The sequence below is a fragment of the Commensalibacter oyaizuii genome (assembly GCF_029953265.1).
Taxonomy (GTDB): domain Bacteria; phylum Pseudomonadota; class Alphaproteobacteria; order Acetobacterales; family Acetobacteraceae; genus Commensalibacter; species Commensalibacter oyaizuii.
The window spans coordinates 32,064-55,739 of sequence record NZ_JASBAO010000001.1; the positions used below are offsets into that span (position 1 = coordinate 32,064).

At 38.0% G+C, this 23,676-nt stretch carries 16 protein-coding genes and 1 other RNA gene; 15 read left to right on the forward strand and 2 right to left on the reverse strand.

Features of this window, described 5'->3' with window-relative positions:
* Positions 1-14 precede the first annotated feature (14 nt).
* The 5 genes from ggt (at position 15) to recR (ending at position 5,057) form a co-directional block, all read left to right on the forward strand.
* Positions 15-1,841 (forward strand): gamma-glutamyltransferase, encoded by a 1,827-nt coding sequence (ggt, locus tag QJV27_RS00150; protein WP_281446976.1) that lies wholly within the window; start codon positions 15-17, stop codon positions 1,839-1,841.
* Between the two features lie 63 nt (positions 1,842-1,904).
* Positions 1,905-1,999: signal recognition particle sRNA small type (gene ffs / locus QJV27_RS00155), an RNA gene on the forward strand.
* Positions 2,000-2,090: 91 nt separating this feature from the next.
* On the forward strand, positions 2,091-4,031 hold the full coding sequence (locus tag QJV27_RS00160) for a DNA polymerase III subunit gamma/tau (protein ID WP_408869602.1): 1,941 nt from the start codon (positions 2,091-2,093) through the stop codon (positions 4,029-4,031).
* Between the two features lie 31 nt (positions 4,032-4,062).
* Positions 4,063-4,386, forward strand: a complete 324-nt coding sequence (locus QJV27_RS00165) for a YbaB/EbfC family nucleoid-associated protein (protein ID WP_281446977.1) — start codon at positions 4,063-4,065, stop codon at positions 4,384-4,386.
* 77 nt (positions 4,387-4,463) lie between these two features.
* Positions 4,464-5,057 carry a recombination mediator RecR gene (gene recR / locus QJV27_RS00170; protein ID WP_281446978.1) on the forward strand — a complete coding sequence of 198 codons (594 nt, stop codon included), beginning with the start codon at positions 4,464-4,466 and terminating at the stop codon, positions 5,055-5,057.
* A 15-nt stretch (positions 5,058-5,072) separates the two neighbouring features.
* On the opposite strand, the gene QJV27_RS00175 is transcribed toward recR, so the two are convergent.
* Positions 5,073-6,176, reverse strand: coding sequence for an acyltransferase family protein (locus QJV27_RS00175; protein ID WP_281446979.1), 1,104 nt, complete (start codon positions 6,174-6,176; stop codon positions 5,073-5,075).
* Positions 6,177-6,310: 134 nt separating this feature from the next.
* Here QJV27_RS00175 and QJV27_RS00180 point away from each other — a divergent pair, with 134 nt between their 5' ends.
* The 5 genes from QJV27_RS00180 to QJV27_RS00200 all read left to right on the forward strand — a co-directional run bounded on the left by QJV27_RS00180 (position 6,311) and on the right by QJV27_RS00200 (position 10,095).
* A complete protein-coding gene (locus tag QJV27_RS00180) occupies positions 6,311-7,117 on the forward strand; it encodes an SDR family oxidoreductase (RefSeq protein WP_408869603.1) in 807 nt (268 codons plus the stop codon).
* 12 nt (positions 7,118-7,129) lie between these two features.
* Positions 7,130-7,531, forward strand: coding sequence for a dihydroneopterin aldolase (gene folB / locus QJV27_RS00185; RefSeq protein ID WP_281446980.1), 402 nt, complete (start codon positions 7,130-7,132; stop codon positions 7,529-7,531).
* A 5-nt stretch (positions 7,532-7,536) separates the two neighbouring features.
* On the forward strand, positions 7,537-8,157 hold the full coding sequence (locus QJV27_RS00190; RefSeq protein ID WP_281446981.1) for an ABC transporter ATP-binding protein: 621 nt from the start codon (positions 7,537-7,539) through the stop codon (positions 8,155-8,157).
* A 97-nt stretch (positions 8,158-8,254) separates the two neighbouring features.
* Positions 8,255-9,052: an ABC transporter permease gene (locus QJV27_RS00195; RefSeq protein WP_281446982.1), complete on the forward strand. Its 798-nt coding sequence runs from the start codon at positions 8,255-8,257 to the stop codon at positions 9,050-9,052.
* Between the two features lie 185 nt (positions 9,053-9,237).
* On the forward strand, positions 9,238-10,095 hold the full coding sequence (locus QJV27_RS00200) for a hypothetical protein (RefSeq protein ID WP_281446983.1): 858 nt from the start codon (positions 9,238-9,240) through the stop codon (positions 10,093-10,095).
* Between the two features lie 64 nt (positions 10,096-10,159).
* Here QJV27_RS00200 and QJV27_RS00205 read toward each other — a convergent pair whose 3' ends face one another.
* Positions 10,160-10,483, reverse strand: coding sequence for a TIGR02300 family protein (locus tag QJV27_RS00205; RefSeq protein WP_281446984.1), 324 nt, complete (start codon positions 10,481-10,483; stop codon positions 10,160-10,162).
* A 164-nt stretch (positions 10,484-10,647) separates the two neighbouring features.
* Here QJV27_RS00205 and aroA point away from each other — a divergent pair, with 164 nt between their 5' ends.
* The 5 genes from aroA to QJV27_RS00230 all read left to right on the forward strand — a co-directional run bounded on the left by aroA (position 10,648) and on the right by QJV27_RS00230 (position 23,597).
* Positions 10,648-11,991, forward strand: coding sequence for a 3-phosphoshikimate 1-carboxyvinyltransferase (gene aroA, locus QJV27_RS00210; protein WP_281446985.1), 1,344 nt, complete (start codon positions 10,648-10,650; stop codon positions 11,989-11,991).
* Entirely contained in the window at positions 11,988-12,620 is a 633-nt protein-coding gene (cmk, locus tag QJV27_RS00215; protein WP_281446986.1) for a (d)CMP kinase, read from the forward strand. The genes aroA and cmk overlap by 4 nt, the downstream gene beginning before the upstream one ends.
* 282 nt (positions 12,621-12,902) lie before the next feature.
* The gene (gene rpsA / locus QJV27_RS00220; protein WP_281446987.1) at positions 12,903-14,630 is read left to right on the forward strand and encodes a 30S ribosomal protein S1; all 1,728 of its coding nucleotides are present in this window, start codon (positions 12,903-12,905) and stop codon (positions 14,628-14,630) included.
* A 212-nt stretch (positions 14,631-14,842) separates the two neighbouring features.
* Entirely contained in the window at positions 14,843-18,199 is a 3,357-nt protein-coding gene (locus QJV27_RS00225; RefSeq protein ID WP_281446988.1) for a glycosyltransferase, read from the forward strand.
* Positions 18,200-18,296: 97 nt separating this feature from the next.
* Positions 18,297-23,597: a glycosyltransferase gene (locus QJV27_RS00230; protein WP_281446989.1), complete on the forward strand. Its 5,301-nt coding sequence runs from the start codon at positions 18,297-18,299 to the stop codon at positions 23,595-23,597.
* The last annotated feature ends 79 nt before the right edge of the window (positions 23,598-23,676 follow it).

Below are 23,676 nucleotides of genomic sequence, written 5' to 3' on the forward strand. Positions count from 1 at the left end.
TACAAGGAACAGTCGTGAGAATAAATTCTTTAGCAATTAAAAAAAGTTTTTTAGGATCGTCTTTTGGTTTTTTATTACTAGCCAGTAGCTGTTTTTCAGTCTCTGCATACGCACAAGCAGGTAATGGCGTCGATCCATTAGCTTTTGGAGGTGCATCGGTAGACCACATTCCAACCCAGCCAGTGGCAGCGTATAACGGAATGGTTGTTTCTGCCAGCGATTTGGCAGCGAAGGTCGGAGCGCAAGTGTTGAAAGACGGTGGGAATGCTGTCGATGCTGCAGTCGCTGTGGCGTATGCTATGGCGGTTACTTATCCTGCTGCGGGAAATATTGGTGGTGGGGGATTTTTAACCCTTCGTTTACCTAATGGAGAGGCATATTTTGTTGATTTTAGGGAAAAAGCCCCTCATATGGCAACAGCAAATATGTTTCTTGATAAACAAGGAAAAGTTATTCCCAATGCATCTATTTTAGGATGGAAATCAGTAGGGGTCCCTGGTACGGTGGCTGGTATGGAACTGATCCGTGAACGATGGGGGACGAAATCTCGTGTGGATTTAATGAATCCAGCCATTAAATTAGCTAAGGATGGGTATGTTTTAACCAAAGAAGATATTGCCTTGTTGTCAACATCAACCTCTGATTTTGCCAAAGACCCAGATGCAGCACAAATTTTCTTAAAACCAGATGGCACACCCTGGCAAGTGGGGGATGTTTTCCGCCAAACAGATTTGGCAAAAACATTGGCGTTAATTGCCAAAAAAGGTAACAGTGCCTTTTATAAAGGTAAAATTGCAAAGCAAATTGTTGCCGCTAGTGTTAAAAATGGTGGTATCTTAACCATGCAGGATTTTGCAGCCTATCAACCAAGGGTAATGAAACCTTTAACTTGTTCTTATCGTGGGTATAAAATTGATACAGCACCGCCTCCCAGTGGTGGTGGGGTTGCACTTTGTGAAATTTTAAATATTACCTCTGGTTATGATATGCATAAATTGGGATTGCATAGTTTACCTTCTGTACAAAGACAGGTTGAGGCAATGCGCAGAGCATATTCAGATCGTAGAGATCTAGGGGATCCAGCTTTTGTTAAAAACGATATAGAACGTTTTTTAAGTGCACAATATGCGGCTGATATTCGTAAAAACTTGAACTTTAAGCACGCTGTAAATTCTGCACAACTGGTTCCTGGGCAAGTGGCATTGGCCCCTACGCCGAAAATGGGGGTTCAGGCATCGCATGAGAAGAACGAAACGACCCATTTTTCTATTATCGATAAAAATGGTATGGCAATATCGATGACCTATACCCTAAACGGTTGGTTCGGTGCACGAGTCGTCGCTGGCCAAACAGGTATTGTAATGAATGACGAAATGGACGATTTTTCAACGGCTCCTGGTCAACCAAATATGTATGGGATTGTTGGCAGTAAAGCAAATGCAATTGCCCCTGGTAAGACGCCGCTTTCCTCAATGACTCCAACGATTATCTCTAAAGATAATCAACCTTTTATGGTGATTGGCAGTCCTGGTGGATCTCGTATCCCAACGATCATATTATCTGTTGTGACGGGGGTGATTGATTATGATTTAAATATCCAACAAGCAATTAATTTGCCACGTTTTCATCAACAATGGGAACCTGTGCCTGTGCAACTGGAATCTAATGCTTTAAGTCCGCAAGTGCGTGAGGGACTAAAGAAAAAAGGATATCCGTTGGATATGTATTCCACATGGGGTATTGCCGAGGGGATTCACGTTGGTAAAGATAAAGACGGTAAACGTGTTTATTATGGGGGTGTTGATTACCGTCATGCTGGCGGTGCTGCTGTTGGAGAATAATTTTAAAGAAAATTGAAAAAAATGCTTGTCATCCTGCCCCCTTTTTGTGTTAGAAGGGGGGTGGAAAGTCACGAGTGGACGGACACCTTGCGAACTCGGTCAGGTCCGGAAGGAAGCAGCCATTGCGAGTATCGTTCGGGTCATTTGTGGCTTTCCACAATTATTACCTTTATGGTAAGGATTAAGGATAACAGGTATTTATAATTTGATATTATCTGACCTCATCTTTTAATTTCCTGGAATTGCTTTATGATGGATATTCCGGACGAACATCTTCCTCATCCTGAAACAACAATGGGTGGTTTTTTTGATAATTTACCCGCAGCGACACCACCGACTGTTGATAAATCATATCGTGTTTTAGCCCGTAAATATCGACCTCAGAATTTTGATGATCTAATTGGTCAAGAGGCTATGGTTCGCACATTGCGAAATGCATTTGCGATGGGACGTGTAGCACATGCATTCATGTTAACAGGGGTAAGAGGGGTTGGTAAAACCACAACTGCACGAATTATTGCACGCGCATTTAACTGTGTCGGCGTAGATGGAACAGGACAGGCAACGGCCGATCCTTGCGGGGTATGCCCAAATTGTAAAGCCATTTTAGCAGATCGTCACCCTGATGTACTGGAAATTGATGCAGCTTCGCATACTGGGGTGGATGATGTTCGGGAAATTATCGAAGGATCACGGTTTCGCCCCCTTCAGGCGCGTATGAAAGTTTATATTATTGACGAGGTGCATATGCTATCTCGCAATGCATTTAATGCGCTATTAAAAACTTTGGAGGAACCACCCGAGCAAGTTACTTTTATTTTCGCAACAACAGAAATCCGCAAAGTTCCCGTAACCGTATTATCACGATGTCAACGATTTGATCTGCGCAGGGTTCCTCAGGAGCGATTAAAAGATCATTTCATAAAAATTGCTCAAAACGAGCATGTTTTAATCGCAGATGAAGCCGTTAATTTAATTGCCAGAGCTGCGGACGGATCAGTCAGGGATGGGTTATCTTTGCTAGATCAGGCGATTGCGCAAGGTGACGGTCAAGATCATAATAAGCCCATTGAATCATCTGTTGTTTCTGAAATGTTGGGTTTTGCTGACCGTACATTGGTTTATGATTTGTTCGAAGCGATAATGTCAGGGAAACCTGATCAAGTATTAGCCCTGACAGAACAAGCTTATGCAGGTGGTGCAGATCTAGGCGTGTTATTGGCGGATTTATTGGAATTGGTGCACTTGCTTTCACGCATGAAATCTATTCCCTCTTTGGAAAATAGCAGCGAGCTGTCTGAATTGGAGCGTGTGCGCGGTGGCAAAATGGCGCGTCAATTGTCTGTTCCTGTATTGGGGCGTGCGTGGCAAATGTTGTTAAAAGGAACACAAGAGGTTGAAATAGCGCCTAATCGTCGGGCTGCGGCTGAGATGGTGCTTATTCGGTTATGTTACGTTTCTGATCTTCCCTCGCCAAATGATTTAATCAAACAACTTACAGAAAATCCTGAATCCCCTCCAACTGGAAGAGGAGGCGTTTCTTCTGCTTCAAAACCTTCTGGTTCAATGTCTCATTCAACAACATCTGTGCCCTATGGCGGTGGGGAACGTCATTTATATGCCGTGGGTCAAAGTGATAATATTTCGTCAGTTGCATCTGCTCAACAAGAATCATTATCAGCTTATGCGGTTGCAGAAACGCAGCAGCCAGTCCCATTGAAAAGGGAAAATTTATGGCATAGTTGGCGTGAAGTAGTTGTGTTTGTTAAGGAACAACAGGCCCGACTATTGCACGCGCATTTACGTAATTCAGTGCATTTGGTAAAATTCGCCCCCCCAACAATTGAGATTAGGATTGATAATAATGCACCAAATACAATTGCTCAGCAATTAACCAAATTACTGAATGAACATTCCAGCGAGCGTTGGACGATTGTCTTATCTAAACATCAAGGGGAACCAACCTTGATGGAACAGGAATCCCTGCAAGCTTTGGCGGATATGAAACAAGTAGAACAAGATCCGTTTATTCAGGAAATTATGAAAATTTTCCCTGGGGCAAAGTTGGGTAAGCTTGTCAATCCGCAGTTGGATGAGTATGGTTTATTTCCAGAAGATGTCCCATCTGTAGAGGGTGAGGAGGATTATTTATATAATGAAGATGATATTCCCTCTTACCTTAATGATTAACCTATGTTGTAGAAATGGAAACTGATTAATAATGAAAAATTTTGCTAATCTTATGAAGCAAGCCTCTCAAATGCAAAGTAAAATGAATGAGATGCAAGAAAAATTGGCTGCTATCACTGTTGAAGGTTCTTCTGGTGCAGGAATGGTTACCGTTGTTTTGGCAGGCAAAGGGGATATGAAATCCATTAAAATTGATCCTAAACTGGCAGATCCCAATGAAATGGAAATGTTACAGGACTTGATTGTTGCTGCTTATTCAGAAGCCCGTCGTCATTTGGACGAAAAAACCAAAGAAGAAATGGAAAAGGTAACAGGCGGGTTAAATCTTCCTGAAGGTATGAAATTACCTTTTTAATTGAAAATAGCCTTGAATGTTCATAAGTGGATTTTTATCTTAAGTTATTATGAACATTGGAGAAAAGGATATGGACATTGGGTGGCCCTGAAATAGAACGCTTAATTGCATTGTTAAGTAAACTTCCTGGACTTGGCCCCCGTTCCGCACGTCGGGCAACCTTGGCTTTATTAAAACAACCTCAATCAAAAATGTTGCCCTTGGCCAAAGCATTAGAGCAAGCAGCCGAGCATGTAAAAGTATGTTCATCTTGTGGAAATTTGGATAGTAATGATCCGTGCGTTATTTGTACGAATCCCCATCGACATCAAGATCAGATTTGTGTTGTCGAAACTGTTGGGGATTTGTGGGCTTTAGAAAAAACAGGAATATTTAAAGGACAATATCAAGTTTTGGGTGGGGCGTTATCGCCATTGTCAGGTATTGGTCCAGAAGACTTAAATTTAACCCCTTTGTTAGACCGGCTGCAACGTCAAGAAGTTACGGAAATTATTCTTGCGCTTGGGGCTACGGTGGACGGGGTAACAACGATGCATTGGTTATACGATCAATTACTACCATGGAATGTTAAGATTACCCGTGTCAGTCAGGGAATTCCTATGGGCGGGTCTTTAGAAGTCTTGGATGAAGGAACCTTGACAGCAGCATTAACAACCAGACGATCTGTATAGAATTTAGTGTATTTATTATAAATTTTTAGTACGTTCATTCAAAATGAATGAAGATTTTTCATGTTTGAATATTTTTGAAACGGATAGGTTTTTATTTATATATTGTCCGAAAGCGATGCATCTTTTTTCAATAAGATACCATGAAATTAAACCAAATCCCGTTGCGATCAACATTGTTGTTACTTGATTAAATAAAATTCCATATTTAGCAAAATGAATAATCATGATTTGTTGAATGGGAAAAGACCATAAATAAATACCATACGAAACATCAGCAGAGGGTTTTAAATGAATACATAATTTTGTACTAGAGCTGTAAAGAATAAACGTAAAGATACATAAATAGAAAAAATAAAAGTTATACGAAGAATTCCTAAATAAAAAATAGAGTAAAGTTGTAGCAACAACTAAAGAGAGATTGATTTTGATAAAGTCTTTATAAACGGACAATAAGCACCCAAAAGCAAAACAAGGGGCCAATAAGGTGCTGTGATGATCCTTGTCAGCGAAACAAGTGATGAGTAAATGATTATCAAAGATAGGATCTAAAATGATAATCACAAAAACAACAAGGCAGAGAGGTTTATATCTAAATATACCTATTAGAAATAAGGTCGCCAAAACAATATAGCAGCTTGCTTCTATAGGAAGGGTCCAAAGCGATCCATTAACAACGGTATAAGCATTACTTTGAAAAACCCCAGGTAAAAAAAATTCGCTTTGCAAAAATATGTTTTTAAAAAAATAAACATAGGTTAATTGGGTCGTAAAATAACGATGTAACGAAAATGTACTGACTACAGGTCCGATGATAAATGTGGTAGCAACCAGCACTGTTAATAACGCAGGAAGAATTCTAAAAATTCTGGATATAACAAAAGCAATAACGTTTCTTTTTGTCAGCAAACTGTTTGTAACAACCAGCCCACTAAGGAAAAAAAAGATCTTAACCGCCAATCCTCCTATATCTTCAAAAGAAAGTAAGGTGAAGAGAGGATCCTGTTTTCCAGCGATTGGTAATAATGGATAAGTATGAGCATAAATAACCATTAATGCTGCTAGCAATCTGAATATATCCAGATTATTATTTTCTTTGTGTAAAAGATTTTTAAGGAGCATTATTAGAATTCTTGCTAGTTTTATTTCAAAACGAAAATCATATTAATTAAAACTGATATTTATTAATATGATTAATAGTTTATTAAAACAAGTAAATAATACGATATTTTAACAACATTAATAAGGATAATTGGATGGATAATAATGCCCTGTTGATTGATTATTTTCCGCTGTCTTCAACTATGCCAAAAGTTGCTTTTATTACTGGGGCAACCATTCGTTTGGGGCGTGAGATCGCATTGACGTTGGCCAAGGTTGGATTTGACATTGCCATTCATGCACGGACTCATACCGCACAGGCTGATCAAACTTTAAAAGACATTCAAGCCTTGGGGCGCAAAGCTGTTCTTATAACGGCTGAGTTGTCTAATCCTGATGAAGTTAATGGTTTGATAGAACAGGCTTCTCGACAGTTGGGGGTTGTTGGTGTTTTGGTAAATAATGCCAGTATTTTCGATCGCGACGAATGGGATACGGTGACCTTAGAATCATGGCAACGTCATCAGACCCCCAATTTGTGGGCGCCTTTTCAATTGATTCAAGATTTTGCCAAAGCATTACCCCAAGGGAAAGAAGGGTGCGTTATTAATATGTTGGATCAGCGTGTTTGGTCGTTAACCCCTCATTTTGTAAGCTATACCGTCTCTAAATCTGCATTGTGGACATTAACGCAAACAATGGCATTGGCATTGGCTTCCAAGTCTATTCGGGTCAATGCTGTTGGACCTGGTCCAGCCATGGCCCATAAACGTCAAACTGATGAACAATTCGATCGTCAGTGTAAAACTGTGCCTTTGGGGCAAGGAACCTCTTCACAAGAGGTGGCAAGGGCGGTATTAGGGTTGCTTTGTTTGCCATCAGTTACTGGTCAGATGTTGGCGTTGGATGGCGGACAGCATTTACAATGGTCCCCTGCGGTGGGGGCATATACAGATGAATAGTATGAGCAAAAAATGACTTTTTTTCCTGCATGGTCAAATCAACCTTCGTTAAGGCGTATTTTTATTCGCGATCTTGTTTTATTGGCACGTATTGGTGTGTATTCTTTTGAACAGGAAAAAGATCAACGCCTGCAAATTAATATTTCTGTGGGTGTTATTGAAGAAAAGGGAATCGGGATTGACGATTTAACCCGCACAGTTTCCTATGAAGATATTGTTAACCAGGTTAAGACCATTGTTCAAACCAATCATTTTCAATTGGTGGAAACGTTAGCTGAAACAATAGTTGAAGCAATTTTGGCCGACAAACGAATTTATGTCGTAAGAATAATGTTAGAAAAATTGGATATTATTCAAGAGGCTAAAGGGGTAGGGGTTGAAATAGAACGTTGGAATGACGAGGTTATCCACTAAGTCTGATGGGAAATATAGAAGGTAAATCCTCAACCTTATCTATACAAGGTCTTTGTAATTTCCAGCAAGGACCTTATTTTTTTGAAGTTAGAAAAGGTGACTGTGTTGTTATTACTGGGGAATCAGGGGTTGGTAAATCTATTTTATTACGAATGATCGCTGATCTTATCCCTAATAACGGTGAAGTGTATTTAAATACCATCGCACGTAGCTCTATTTCACCCACAATGTGGCGTAAAAAAGTAACATATATTGCTTCTGAATCTGGGTGGTGGGCAAAACATGTCAAGGATCACGTGCGTGATCTGACGTTGGTACAATCACTATTAAATAAATTGAATCTTAAAGACACTTTGCTAGATGCTGAAATTCAGCATCTTTCTACAGGGGAAAGACAACGCATGGCTTTGCTGCGAGCCTTGTCGTCAGAGGTTGAATTTTTATTGTTGGATGAGGTAACGTCCGCACTGGACCCAGATTCCGTTTTGTTGGTTGAACAGCTTATTCAAGAGTTACAAAAACAAGGAAAAGGTATTTTGCTGGTTTCACATAATATGGAACAAGTAAGGCGTTTGGCAACTCGTCATTATCATTTAACGAAAGAGACTCTTAAGATCGTACTCTAAATCCATTTTACGAATATCTATATTCGTCACGGTTATATTGGGAGTAAAAAGACGGTATTAAGAGTTTTTTTAAAATTTTGCTATATTTACGGTCAAGATGCATAGTTATATATCACTTAGTTTTGTTGATTTATCGATCGCTGCCCTTTTATTATTAGTCATTACATCCTTGTCTATGGTTCTATCCATAGGTATTGGTCGTATGGTATTGATTGCTGCGACACGTTTGGTATTGCAATTATTGTTGGTTGGGTTTGTTTTACTAAAAATATTTGCCTTGCATTCTATTTGGTTCAGTTTGCTTATTATTGCTTTGATGATGGTTGCTGCCAGTCGGGAAATTATTGCGCGGTTGGAACCTGGATTTCAATGGCATTGGTCCTTGGGAATTAGCGGTAGTGTCACAGGGATCGTTACGATATCAATAAGTTTATTAGCTTTGAACACGGCATTACGTCCTGATCCTTGGTATGAAGCAAAATACTTAATTCCGTTAACCGGTATGATTTTGGGGAATGTTATGAGTTCTGCTTCCTTGTCTTTGAAGGGGTTACTGGATGCCATTCAAAGGGATCGGCTGGTTATTGAATCTCGTTTGGCTATGGGGCATTCGCGTAAAATGGTTTTCACGCCATTTGTTCGTCATGCGGTGACTATGGGAATCATGCCATTGATCAATCAAATGTCAGCAGCAGGAATTATTACTCTGCCTGGTACGATGTCTGGGCAAATTTTGGCAGGGATAAATCCACTTGAGGCGGCGAAGTATCAAATTTTGTTATTATTACTTATATCTGGTGCTGGAATATTGGCTGCTATCGGAGTTTCATTTTTGGCAGTTTTACGCCTTACTGATCATCGAGAACGGTTGCGGCTAGATCGACTATCAGCGTAATAATGGTTAATATTGTTAATAATTAATTAATTTATTTAAGGAATTAATAATAAATTTGTGTTATTATTGATATAATATTTATATTTATTAAAATATATTGAAGTATATGCGAAACAATATATTTTATTATTGTTGTCTATCCTTTAAGAGTCTAAATATTTTTAAACTCTTTTTTTGAGGGGATAATGTTAGTTTCTACAAAAACATATAAGACGGAATATAATATTATCTATATTATACGAACAATGAACGAGGAGATAACAAAAAAAGTTATTTGTTATGATGTTCAAATTGTAGATTCAAAAAATATTCAGCTCTTAAACACTGAAATAAAACCTCAGATTACAGGCGATATTTTAGATAAAAATGAATTTCATTATGTAATCGATAAATTAATTCCCGGTGGGACTTATATCGTTACGCCTGAAGCAAAAGGTATTATATTTCTTGATGCCAATATCCAGAATTTGACTAGCAACACGTTTTATATCTCTGGATATCTAACGTTATTTATTGCAGGACCTACATTTGGTTCAGCAACGTTAGATATCGACGGCGGATATGTTGCGTTAATGAGTACAAATATTGTCGACGCTGATGGTAAAAACAGAATCAATATCGATCGTGGTGGTTATTTATTAATGGGATATAACCAGAAACGTTTGCTTAAAAATATGGAAATTAATTTCGGTAAGGGACGTGGCACTGTTGTAATTAATTGTGGTGGTAAAGCAGACGATCTTTCCTCTTTAGAGATCAATCATTATAACCCCAATCTACACGTTATAGGATTGCAGAATATTATATCCGAAGTGTCGAAATATGCCATTTCTGGAGGTCGATTTACCAAGAAAATTACTTTATTAGATGAACAAAATCGCATCATTTTTCGTTATCGTGTAAAGCTTGCCGAACGGGCATATTTAAAATCAGGTGTTTATGACATAGAAAATGATGGTCCTCTATATGTTATGTATTATAAAGGACACCTACAGATTGGTAGACATTATCTGCCACACTCAACGATGGCAACTACATATTAATTCATGATGAGTATCGACAAAAGGCTTAAACAGTAACATGTTAAGCCTTTTGATGACGAAATGGTTAAGAGTCTCCGTCTCCATCATCGTCTTTGATGACTTCAATTTCAGATCCAATTGCGTCCACATCGTCTTCTAGGTCAGATGTGTCTTCAATTACGTCATCAACATCGGTGTCATCCGTATCCAAATCATCTGTATCGATTGAATGATCTAATTCTTTATTTTTGTTAATGTGTTCGTCCTCTTCAGGTGGACGACCACGAGGCAGTTCTATGGGTTGCTCAGTATTACATTTAGGACATACTGGTGGCATTTTGTTTAGATCATAAAAACGGGTTCCACAGGAGCAACATACCCGTTTAATACCCAACTCTACTTTAACCATTGATTAATCCCGTTTCTAACCAAAAAAATTATGTAAAAAGGCCGAATGCCAGTTTATTATCATTCTGTCAAACTTTAAAATGACATTTTTAATATTTCTGCTAAGAGTTTTATGACCCTTAGTTCGTTATTTGACAATGATTTTTTTATTGAGAAAGTAAAGATATGACAAATTCTTCTTCTGTCCAACCTTTAACGGTTTCGTTTTTTCGATCAGTATTAAAGGGGAAAATAAGCGTTCCAGGGGATAAATCAATCAGTCATCGTGCATTAATGTTTTCCGCATTAGCCATTGGGGAAAGCCATATTACAGGCTTATTGGAAGGGGAAGACGTTATGCAAACTGCTCAGGCGATGCAGGCGATGGGGGCCAACCCAAAACGTATTGCACCTGGGGAATGGCGTGTTATTGGTCAAGGGATTGGCCAATTAAAGGAACCTCAAGATGTATTGAATATGGGAAATTCTGGTACATCAGCACGATTATTAAGTGGCATTTTATCGAGTCACGGTTTTTTTAGTGTAATGACAGGGGATGGTAGTCTGCGTAAAAGACCAATGGCACGTGTTACAACACCATTATCAGAAACAGGGGCCAAATTCTTGACCCGTGAAGGGGGACGCTTACCTATGGCGATTGTTGGAACAGCCAAGGCACACCCTGTTGGATACCGATTGCCTGTTGCGTCTGCGCAAGTAAAATCTGCTATTTTATTGGCTGGATTAAATGCAGACGGTATCACCTGGGTCGAAGAGCCCGTAGCAACGCGTGATCATACTGAAAACATGCTGCGTCATTTTGGGGTGGATGTAAGGATAGAAGATTTGGTCGATGGTGGAAAAAAGATTAGTTTAAAAGGCCCAGTGACCTTAAAAGCACGCAACATTCGCGTTCCCGGTGATCCTTCGTCTGCAACTTTTATGTTGGTTGCTGCTGCAATGATTTCAGGGTCAGAAATTTGTATAGAAGGGGTTGGATTAAATCCATTGAGAACAGGTGCCTTTGAAGTATTAAAGTGGATGGGGGCTGATCTTTGCATTGAGAACGAACATGTAGAAGGTGGAGAACCGATAGGAGACCTAGTTATAAAGGGTAGTAACTTAAAAGGTGTAGATGTTCCTGCTGATTGTGCACCATCAATGATTGATGAATATCCTATTCTTTCTGTTGCGGCGGCTTATGCCGATGGAGTTACACGTTTCAGAGGTCTAGAAGAGTTGCGTGTAAAAGAAAGCGATCGTTTTACCAGTATCGTTGACATGTTGCGGGGCAATGGAGTTCAGGTTGATATTGATGGTGACGATTTAATAATTACTGGAACTAGGGGAAATATTCCTGGGGGTGGTGTTGTTGCAACGCATATGGATCATCGGTTAGCTATGAGTGCCTCTATTTTGGGACTGGTTGCCCAAAAAGGGATCAAAGTGGATGACATACGTTTCATAAGAACCAGTTTCCCTAACTACTTTCCTTTAATGAATCAATTGGGGGCAAAGTTCGACGTATGAGTAAACAATTAATTATTGCCATTGATGGTCCATCAGGGGTTGGAAAGGGTACACTGGCAAAAGCATTGTCAAAGAAGTTACATCTTCCTTATCTGGATACAGGATTATTATATCGTGCGGTCGGTCGTAAAATGTTGGATATGGGATTATCACCTGATGATGAGGAATTGGTTAGGCAAGCGCAAAATCTTACCGAAGCAGATTGGAATCGAAATGATTTGCGCGTATCAGAAGTCGACAAAGCCGCAAGTTTAGTTGCAGCACGTCCAAAAATTCGTGCAGCTTTATTAGATATGCAGCGTCATTTTGCCACGACACAAGGGGTTGTCATGGATGGTCGGGATATTGGCACGGTGATTTTGCCCAACGCAGATGTTAAGTTATTTATTACAGCATCCACTTATGTGCGTGCTAAACGACGTTGGTTACAATATACAAATGATGTTGACGCAATTGATAAAGACGAACAAATTAAACAGGTCGAAAAAGAGCTGGAGGCTAGGGATTTAGCGGACTCTTCGCGTGCTGTTGCACCGTTGCGACCTGCAGAAGATGCTAAAATTATTAATACGGATCACTTATCTGCTGATGCAGTTTTGCAAGAGGCTTTACGTTTGATTGGTGTGTGATTTTTGACATAAGAATTTAAAAATCATTACAAATTTTAAAAGATATAGTTTTTTTATTGGAGTGGCTGAATAATTCATTGAATTGTTAATATAATTCTTATATAATTGCGCCTGAATATTTTAAAGAATTAGAATATTTTTGTTATAATCGTTTTCTAAAAGAATTTAGAAAAAAGTCGTATTTTTATTTTTTTTGAAATGTAAATAAAAACGCGCAAATTAAAGTCTGTACAATTTAGGCGTTTTGCCTTAAAAATTTGTGACTAGGATTACAGGAAACACATGGCTGCAGCCACCATACAAAATTCTCAAGACCATTTTAACGGTGAAGATTTCGCAACACTTCTTGACGAAAGTTTAGGTCAAGATATCGGGTTCGAAGGGTCTGTTGTAACAGGTAAAATTGTTCGTTTAACGGATGATTATGCTATTGTTGATGTCGGTTTAAAAAGTGAAGGTCGCGTCCCTTTAAAAGAGTTCGCACCTATGGGCAGTAAAGCTGACGTTAAGCCTGGCGATATGGTAGAGCTTTATATTGAGCGCTATGAAGATCGCGATGGATCTATTTTGCTTTCACGTGAAAAGGCACGTCGTGAAGAAGCATGGTCAGCGCTTGAAAAAGCTTTTGAAAGCAATCAACGCATCAATGGAACTATTTTTGGGCGCGTTAAAGGTGGATTTACCGTTGATTTAGGTGGGGCAATGGCGTTCTTGCCAGGTTCACAGGTTGATATTCGTCCTGTTCGTGATATCAATCCAATGATCGGTGTTGCGCAGCCTTTCCAAATCTTAAAGATGGATCGTGCTCGTGGTAACATTGTTGTATCCCGTCGAGCAGTTCTTGAAGAAACTCGTGCCGAACAGCGTAGTGAGCTGATCCAAGGATTGAAAGAAGGCATGATTCTGGATGGTGTTGTTAAAAACATTACAGATTACGGTGCATTCGTCGATCTAGGTGGCGTTGACGGTTTGTTGCATGTTACTGATATTGCCTGGAAACGTGTCAATCATCCTTCTGAAGCTTTACAAATTGGTCAACCCGTTCGAGTCCAAGTTATCCGCTTTAATCCAGATACGCATCGTATTTCTTTGGGGATGAAGCAATTAGAGGCCGATCCTTGGGAAAATGTTGCTGCTAAATACCCTTCAGGTGCGCGTTTTACTGGTCGTGTAACCAATATCACAGATTACGGTGCTTTTGTTGAGTTGGAAGCTGGTGTTGAAGGATTGGTTCATATTTCTGAAATGTCTTGGACCAAGAAAAATGTTCACCCTGGCAAAATCGTTTCAACATCTCAAGAAGTTGACGTTGTTGTGTTAGATGTTGACAGCTCAAAACGCCGTATTTCATTAGGCTTGAAACAGGTTCAACCTAATCCTTGGGAACAATTTGCAGAAACACACAAAGTGGGTTCTGAAATTGAAGGTGAAATCCGTAATATCACAGAGTTTGGTCTATTTGTTGGTCTTTCTGCAGATATTGACGGTATGGTCCATATGTCTGATTTGTCATGGGATGAAGCTGGCGAAGCAGCGATGGCAAATTACAAAAAAGGCGATGTGGTTAAAGCTAAGGTCCTTGATGTTGATGTTGAAAAAGAACGTATTTCATTGGGGATTAAGCAACTACAAGAAGATCCAGCAGCAGACGTTTTATCTAAAGTAAATAAAGGCAGTATTGTTACTTGTATTGTTACAGGTATTCAGCAAAACGGTGTTGATGTTAGTGTAGATGACGTTCTAACTGGTTTTATCCGTCGTACGGAATTATCACGCGACAAAGCTGACCAACGTCCAGAACGCTTTTCTGTTGGTGAACGCGTTGATGCGAAAGTGGTTTCTGTTGATCGTGCAGCGCGCCGTTTATCTTTGACTATTAAAGGTCGTGAAGTTGAAGAAGATAAGCAAGCAATTTCTGATTACGGTTCATCTGATAGTGGGGCATCTTTAGGTGATATCCTAGGTGCTGCTATTCGACGTAGAAACGAAAACGACACAGATATAGAGTAATATTACTTTTAGATTATAAGAAGCCAGACATTGTATACACATTGTCTGGTTTTTTTTTGCAATAAATTTATTGATTATTTGGTTAGTTTATACCATAAAAAAGACAAATACTTATTTGATCTTTCAAAGATTATTTTCTTATTAAAATACCTTCGGTTCGTAACTTAGATTAAGATACGTTTCAAACTTTAATTGAGCGACAAGATTACATCATGGCAGTTATTTATAATACAAACTATACTCATAATTCCAACTCTTATTTAACCCTCGCTGTGGGACGGGCTGCAAAAGAGCTATGGGGAGATGAGAACGTTATTGTTGCGGATAATATGAATCTATTATCGGTAGCAGCAACCTATGAACATGAAGTATTGATTTGTATTGATGGTCAAAGAACCGATTTTGAATTAATGAAACGGTTACGCCCATGTTTCAAAACGATGATTTTTTGGGCATTTGAAGATCCATTCATGCTGGATTTTAACATCAATGTAACTGCTAATTTTGATTATGTTTTTACAAATGATCCAAGTTGCGTTGATTCATATCAAGTTGAAGCATATTATCTGCCACTAGCTGGAAGTCAGTCTATTCATTATCGTGATGTTAAAAATACAGAAAATTTAGATTACGATATCTTTTTCGCAGGTACGATGTGGCCAAATCGCGTTGGGGTTTTAAGGCGTTTAATATTGGCGTTTCCAGATGCGCGTTTTAAGTTAGTATGTCCTGGCAATGATTATCTACCACCATTGCCTAACGATTTAGTAGAACGTGTTCTGCCTAGACCTGTTAGCATTGAATCTTTTATAGATTTTGCTAATGCTAGTCAGGTAACATTAACCATGTTTCGTAATTACGCCAGTCATGGTGATGTAGGGCAGGCAACGGCGCCTGGACCAAGATTATATGAATTAGGATTGTCTGGTACGGCGCAAGTTGTTGAATTGCCGTCAGAAATGGATGAAAAATATCTTAAAGAGTTGGAAGGTGTGTCAATCGCTCATAATACAGAGGAAGTGATTGAAAATATTGCAAAGATTTTAAATACGAAGGGATTACGTAAAAAGCTTGCAACAGCAACACAACGTGCAGTGTTGGACAGGCATTTGTACAAAAATCGTTTGCAACAAATAGCAGATATTACACAAGCTGATTTTAAGAAAAAAACAGAGAAGGCTATTGCTCAAATACCGTCTCAGCGTCAGGGAAAATTGCGGGTTTTATTCGTAACTCATTCCACAGTGCATGAGCATGTATGGGGTGGGATTGAAGTTTATCAACAAATTTTATCGACAACCATGGTAAAAGACGTTGAGTTCTTTTATTGGTTGCGTAGGCGTGGTGCATGTTATTTAACAGATGCTAATGGCAAGGAAATTGAACGTTTCGATATGCCAGATGTGGGATGGCTTGACTCAATGAACGATGCGGGTGAAGAAACTGCATTTTCAAGTGTGTTGAATCAATATGGTTTTGACATTGCGCATATCCAACATTTAGGACATCATACTTTATCATTACCAATAATTGCTAAAGCTTGTGGTGTTGGGGTTGTATTTTCCTTTCATGACTTTTTAGCTGTATGTTCGCATTACAATTTGTTGAATTATGAACAACGTTATTGTCATATTGATAAATATGATGTTGGTGCTTGTGATATTTGTTTAAAAATTTCAGAAAAATTAGAGTTTGGTGTACAGCAGACCCGTCGCTCTTTTGTTTCTAAATTAATGAAATATGTGGATGTCTGTCTATATGGCACCCAGCATTCTTATGATTTATCGCATAAAATTTACCCATTATTAAAGCATAAGAAAAATTACATTTTGGGAATTCCTTCTCCTGATACAACCATTCCTTTAAAACAGAAAGAGTATGAACCTTTAAACGGTAGAAAATTAAAAATTGCCACTGTTGGTAATTTTATTCGTTCTAAGGGTGCAGATACCATTTTGTCAATTATCCAGTCAGCTAATGCTGATTTATATGAATTTCATATATTTGGGTATATGCAACCCGATTATGAAAATGTTTTAAAAGAAATGGATCGTAACAACGTGATATTGCACGGAGCATATGGCTTAGGAGAGGTAGCAGCATTGCAAGTTGCTGATGTTGCCTTGATATTATCCATATGGCCTGAGACTTATTGTATTTCATTATCAGAAGCATGGCAAAATGGATTGATCCCGATCGTGACAGATGTTGGTGCATTGGGGGATCGTGTTCAAGATGGGATCAACGGATTTAAAGTGGAAATTGGTTCTGTAAATACGGTTATTAACCGTTTGGAATTAATCCGTTCCGATGAAAAACTGCGCGAACAGATCATGGGTAATATTACACCTGATTTATGGGTTGATGCTCCTGATTATGCAAAAGAGTTATTGGCTATTTACAAAGATAACGCCCCTCATGATCGGCTTGGCGTCAGTAACTTAAAATGGGATATTGGTCGTCTTCACTATTTACCCCATTCATCGTGGAAAGAGCAGGCACCACCAAGACATATTTTTGATCCACCAACAGGAAATAGTTTAAATATTGAACTTCCACAGGTTGTTGATGATTGGGCCGTGGTCCAAGGGGCAAACTATTACCTTGATGATATTTGTTATCACATCTTAAACGTTGATGATGAAAAGAAATTTAAAGGTGCAGATGAGTTTCATATTCGGGGATGGTTTATTTTCCCTGAAATGTCAAATGCTGGTACATTATATACGGTTTTGATTCATCAAGACAGTGATTTAACCATCTTTTTAGAATGTCAAAGAGAAAATCGCGCGGACGTTGCTTCAAGTTTTGCGAATGCTCCAATTCGTAATGGCTTTTCTGGTGTTTCTGCATTGAGGGGTAAATGGTGTGAAGGTCGCTTTAGAATTGGATTGATCAATATTGTTAATGGTTCGGCAGCATTTCAATTAACAACCAACGAAATTGATGTTGAAGGCGGGAAAATTACTAAAATTCACAATATATTCCATGAAAATCAAATGATTTTAGATGATTTTAAACGGATCATTGAAAAAGATGGGATGATGCGTGGAGTTAAGCTGAATGAGTTTATTGAGAAGAATATTCATGAGCAGAGATTTGGTGAATTAGAATATTGTATCGAATATTTGACTGGTTTTATACAAGACGATGAAATCGAAGATACAGTTGAATATGATAAAAGTGTCTTAAAAATTTCGGGATGGGCTTTTAATCGAACAAATTCAATGGCAGGGCGTATGTATATTGCTTTTGCTAATGAAAGTACGGGACATTGTTTTGTTGTCGGTACATCACGATTTATGCGCCATGAAACTGCTTCTATCTTTCAGGGGGCTCCTTTAAACAATGGTTTTGTAGTTGAATTGAACTTAAATCAAGGATGCTATTCCGTGGTAAATGGTCAATATCACATGTATTTGGTTAATATTGTTCATAATGAATATAAAATTGCACAGACGAACATTGTTGTGAATATTAAAAATAATCAAGTAGAAGAAATTACAGATGCAGTATTAACAGACGAAGTTATTAAAAAATGTCATCAGTTGATAGCAAGTAAATTTTAAATATTGATTAATTTTATTTTACATTAATACAGATTAATATTCTGGTATGGTTAACTATACCAGAATATTAATATTCGTAATGAAATTGAGTAGTATAATGCCAGATAAAAAAAAATCTCTTCCAAAATGGATTGAGTTTGACGAGCAGTGGTATCGATCTCGATATGTAGCCATTATTCCGATGATTGAAGATGTCTATGGTGGGGATATTTATAATTTTTATCAAAATAGAGGATGTAAAATTGGTCACTCTCCAAATATGTATTTTGATGAGAAGTGGTATTTACTAACTTATCCCAATGTCGCACAATTGGTTAAGGAAGGTGATTTTAAATCAGGTTTTGATCATTATTGCCAAGAAGGCTATAAAAATAATTCTCCTCATTGGTTATTTTCAGAAAAATTATATTGTGACAGATACGCTGAACGTAATGAACGTTTTGCCAGTTATAAAAATGGGTACGATCATTACTTATATGAGGGAGACTATTACCTCTATTCAGGAAGCCCTTTTTTTAATCCGAATTTGTATCTGTCACAACAAAATAATTTTGAAGAAGCTTTGGAAGAGGGGGCTTTTCATTCCTACCTGAAAGAACTTCTACAGGGGAAAGCACCTTTATGGGTCAGTTGGTATTTTGATGAGAAATGGTATTTAGAAACATATCCTCAAGTTAAGTCTTTGATCAAGCAGAGACTTTATTTAAATGGATTACATCATTACTTAGCAAATGATACCCCTACCGCATTTTCACCCCTCGCTGGTTTTTCAGAGGAATTTTATAATACCTCTTATACTGATGTCGCCTCTGCAGTTAATGCCAATAGTGATTTTTTAAATGGTTATTATCACTTTATCCTTCATGGATATAAAGAAGGACGACAACCCAATAGTCAGTTTGACATTGGTGCTTATGCACTACAAGACGAAGTAAAAAAGGCAATTGAAAGTGGTTTGTATCAGGATGCTTTTGAATACTGGTCAGCTATTCAGCACACCGATCTAGTCCAAAAATACGAATCTTATATGCGTAAAGACGCTGGTGATACAGAGTCTGTCGAGGATGTTACGTCAGCTGCCACTGTATTAATAAATGAAGAAAATGTTAAAGAAAGAGAGGTTATTAAAAACGAGGGCACAGATTTAGTTGATTCAAAGGAGATTTTACAATCTGAAGATTTACAAAGGGAACAAACTATCCAGTCAGCAGATAGTAAGGTAGAAAGCAAAGATGAGCAGGCTGACCTAAATGGAGATATTATTGTAGATGAGGAAGATGATCGTAGCCTATACGTTCCCAATGATCCCACCATAAATGATGTTGAATTTACTAGATCAAAAGTTGAGTTATTAAAGGATAGACCCTTATCAGTTAAAGATGACCATTTTATTGATACTCAAGATGATCAAAATATAGAAGAAGACCAAATTAACGAACAAAAAGAAACAACGGTATCGTTAACTCCTTGGAAAATTTTCGATGAAGACTGGTATATTCGTAAATATACTGATGTAACATCAAAAATGAAGGCATTAGAGCTTGATAGTGTCGAGGAATATTATTTTTCTTTTGGTTGTCATGAAGGGCATTCGCCAAATCCTTTTTTTGATGAAAAATGGTACTTAAATACTTATCCTGATGTAAAGTTATTGGTTGAAAAGCATCAGTATAAATCAGGTTTTGATCACTATTGTAAACAAGGTTATAGAGACTATTCGCCACATTGGTTGTTCTCTGAAAGCTTCTATAAAAAGAAATACTCTAGCTTGACAGACGAGGTTTTATTTCAGCATGGTTTTGTTAATGGATATGACCATTATCTGAGAGCTGGTGACCTTGAAGGATTGAGTGGTAGCTTATTCTTTGATCCAAATTTTTTTATTGGACATTATTCAGGTCCCATATCACAAGGTGTCGGTTCATATAGTTATTATCTAAAACATATAGATGCTATTGATCCTTTAACTCAAACTTCTTGGTATTTTAATCCTCAATGGTATGTGCAACAATATTCTGATGTAAAAGAAGAGGTCCAGGCAAAGAAATTTGTTAATCCATTACATCATTACTTGACGAATGAACGACCATTTGAATACGCACCATCAATGTGGTTTGACGAAAATTTCTATGCTGCAGAGTATCACGACGCATTAAAGCATGAACGATTGTCAGAAACTTATAGAAATGGATATGATCATTTCATTCATGAAGGTATTGAATTACTGTGGATGCCATCTCCATTTGTTGATTTAGCTGCGTATTCATTACGTAAGGAAGTTCAACAGGATATTAAAACTGGTCTATATCCCAATTCGTATGTTCATTGGTTAGCACATCACCAAGATGCTGATCATATAGACGAGGTAATATCGCAAGAAAAACAAGAATATGTCATTGTAGACGATATTCCTGAAGATACGTACCATTGTCAAGGGGCAATTTGGGCGCAGTTTGACGAGGATTGGTACGTTCGTCGGTATCCAGATACAAACGAGAAAATGGAAATTTGTGGCCTAGAAGACGTTCAGCAATATTATGAGCAAGTAGGTGCATTTTTGGGTCACTCACCAAATGCTTATTTTGATGAAACTTGGTATGTTCAATTTTACACAGATGTACAAAAGGCAATTAAAAGAGGAGCTTTTAAAACAGGTTTTGAGCATTACTGTAAAGTAGGATACAAAAAACATCGCCCCCATTGGTTATTTTCTGAACAATATTATTTACAGCAAAATCCAAATTTTGCTTATGAAATTAAATCTTCTGATACGTTTATTAATGCTTATGATCATTACTTAAAAAAAGGCGATGCGTTACGACGTTCTGGATCTTTGTATTTTGATCCTTTAGTCTATGAACGCGTTTGCTATGGTCAGGGGAAAGTTGAGAAAACTTTTTTTCCATATAGGAATTATTTACTTAATATTACAGATGCAGATCGTGATGCCGAAATATCACTTTATTTTGACCCTGCTTGGTACATTGCAGAATACCCAGAAGTAATGGGATTAATCAAGCAGGGTGACGTTGTTTGTGCTTTGCATCACTATTTGACAAATGATTCTCCGACTTTGTTTAATCCTTCGCCTTGGTTTTCAGAACGTTTTTATGTAAAGGCTAATCCTGACCTAGCAGAGGCGATATCAGATAGTATTGATGCAACATTTCGCAATGGATATCAGCATTTTTTGCTGCATGGTTGTTTTGAATGTAGACAACCTCATGCTGATATTGACTTAAAGACTTATTTCTTATCTGGGCATGTGCGTGAAGATATTGAAAATAGATTGTATCGTGATGCCTTTGCTCACTGGGTTTTTAATAAAAGATTAGAGCAATGGTTAGAAAAACAACCAGAAGATTCTCATTATCGTTTAAGTGATAAGACAATTCAATCGCGGGAGTATTTTCGTAAAAAAGCACGATATATGCTGCCAACGGTTGCACATCAAAAGCTTGATTTTTCATACGAAGGTAAACCTGAGATCAGTGTAATTATGTTATTACGTAATCAGTTGCCTGTCAGTTTGACAGCGCTTGCATCATTACGTGCTAATTATGCTGGAAAAATCCAATTATTGATAGGTGATAATCACTCGTCCGACGATACACGTTATATTCAAAATTCATTAATCGGCGCGCAGATTTTACGCTTCGCGTATAATATTGGGTATGGTAAAGCCTGTAATTATTTGCTTGAACATGTTCAAGCACCTATTACAATCTTTTTAAACAATGATATTTATCTATATCCCAAAGCTATTGAAACGTTGTGTCAGTACTTATTATCGGCTGCTGATATTGGTGCTGTGGGGGGGAAAATTATTCATCCCGATGGAAATTTACAAGAGGCAGGATCGATCATATGGCGTGACGGTACAACGACAGGGTATATGAGGGGTGATGATCCTTTACGTCCAGAGGCAAATTTTGTTAGAAGTGTTGATTATTGTTCTACAGCCATGATGGCCGTAAAAACTATTTTATTACAACAACTAAAGGGTTTTTCACCAGTCTATTATCCTGCTTATTTTGAGGATACTGATTTATGTGTGCGCATTCTTAAAGCTGGATATCGGGTTATTTATCATCCTGATGCTGTTGTTGAACATATGGAATATGCCTCTAGTGATCCTATTGTATCCAGTGGGCTTATTCGTCGTAATCATCAGAAATTTGTCAAGGAACATAGTGATTTTTTACGGTTTCAACATCCTCGTCACTCTGATAATATTATTATTGCGCGTGAACGTGTCGATAGGGAAAAACGAATTTTATTCATTGAAGATCGTGTGCCTTTAAAACGGTTGGGGTCGGGGTACGTTCGATCAAATGATATCGTGCATCAAATGGCCAAGTTAGGATATAAGGTTACAGTTTATCCGATTAATTCTTATTATGCACATTTGTATCAGATTTATTCAGATTTGCCTGAAACGGTCGAGGTTCTTTTCGATCGTACAATAGACGACATAAGAGCATTCTTTTTAGAACGTGCAGGGTATTACGATATCGTTTGGATTGGCCGTACTCATAATCTTCACCGTATCCTTCCAATGATGGGAGAGGCAAATCGCTATTTACCACAAGATTGTCTGGTATTGGATACTGAAGTTATCGCAGCCCCAAGAACACAATTAAGGGCAAATATTTTAGGGTTGGAGATGAATGAAACGTTAGAGGATGCCCTAACTGTGGAATTATCGTGTGCGCGTCATTGTCAAACAATCATCACCGTCAATAAAATTGATCAAGAATATGCCAAACAAGCTGGGTTTGATAATGTCAATATACTGGGGCACATGATGTCTGTAAGGGCTACACCTAAAAATTGGGGTGAACGAAATGGGTTATTATTTGTCGGTGCATTGCACGATGATTTATCGCCTAATTTTGATAGTTTGCAATGGTTTATGAGTGCCGTTCTACCTATATTAGTTGAAAAAATGGAAGAAGCATTTTTCATAACTATTGCGGGTTATGTTCATCCCTCTGTAGATATGTCCGTTTTTGCGAAATATCCTCAGGTGAAATTATTAGGACCTGTGGAAGATCTAACCCATCTTTATAATGATCATCGCGTATATATTGCCCCCACTCGTTTTGCAGGGGGGATTCCGTACAAACTTCACGAGGCGGCATCATTTGGGATACCGATTGTTGCAGCTGAATTGTTGGTTAATCAATTGGGATGGAAAGATGATCAGGATATTTTAGCAGGTTCAATTGATAATCCAGAATTTTTTGCATCACAAATCATTCGCCTTTATCAAGAGCAAAAGTTATGGGATAAGATTCGCAGTCATGCGTTGTCCCGTATTGAAAAAGAATGTAATGAACATCAATTCAGAACAAATCTTCAAAATATTTTAACAAACGTTACTTCTCATAAATAGTAAATAGGCAAATTAAATGGCAGTCAGAGCAAGAAAGAAAAAAGAAACAAAAACAACGAGTGATAATGTTGTTTCAAAA

Bases quoted from the DNA above. Each gene is read 5' to 3' on its own strand.
- QJV27_RS00200 (WP_281446983.1), top strand. From the start codon at position 9,238: ATGTTAGTTTCTACAAAAACATATAAGACGGAATATAATATTATCTAT.
- QJV27_RS00160 (WP_408869602.1), top strand. From the start codon at position 2,091: ATGATGGATATTCCGGACGAACATCTTCCTCATCCTGAAACAACAATG.
- QJV27_RS00225 (WP_281446988.1), top strand. From the start codon at position 14,843: ATGGCAGTTATTTATAATACAAACTATACTCATAATTCCAACTCTTAT.
- rpsA (WP_281446987.1), top strand. From the start codon at position 12,903: ATGGCTGCAGCCACCATACAAAATTCTCAAGACCATTTTAACGGTGAA.
- QJV27_RS00180 (WP_408869603.1), top strand. From the start codon at position 6,311: ATGGATAATAATGCCCTGTTGATTGATTATTTTCCGCTGTCTTCAACT.
- QJV27_RS00175 (WP_281446979.1), bottom strand. From the start codon at position 6,176: ATGCTCCTTAAAAATCTTTTACACAAAGAAAATAATAATCTGGATATA.
- QJV27_RS00205 (WP_281446984.1), bottom strand. From the start codon at position 10,483: ATGGTTAAAGTAGAGTTGGGTATTAAACGGGTATGTTGCTCCTGTGGA.
- folB (WP_281446980.1), top strand. From the start codon at position 7,130: ATGACTTTTTTTCCTGCATGGTCAAATCAACCTTCGTTAAGGCGTATT.
- aroA (WP_281446985.1), top strand. From the start codon at position 10,648: ATGACAAATTCTTCTTCTGTCCAACCTTTAACGGTTTCGTTTTTTCGA.
- QJV27_RS00230 (WP_281446989.1), top strand. From the start codon at position 18,297: ATGCCAGATAAAAAAAAATCTCTTCCAAAATGGATTGAGTTTGACGAG.
- QJV27_RS00165 (WP_281446977.1), top strand. From the start codon at position 4,063: ATGAAAAATTTTGCTAATCTTATGAAGCAAGCCTCTCAAATGCAAAGT.
- QJV27_RS00195 (WP_281446982.1), top strand. From the start codon at position 8,255: ATGCATAGTTATATATCACTTAGTTTTGTTGATTTATCGATCGCTGCC.
- cmk (WP_281446986.1), top strand. From the start codon at position 11,988: ATGAGTAAACAATTAATTATTGCCATTGATGGTCCATCAGGGGTTGGA.
- QJV27_RS00190 (WP_281446981.1), top strand. From the start codon at position 7,537: ATGGGAAATATAGAAGGTAAATCCTCAACCTTATCTATACAAGGTCTT.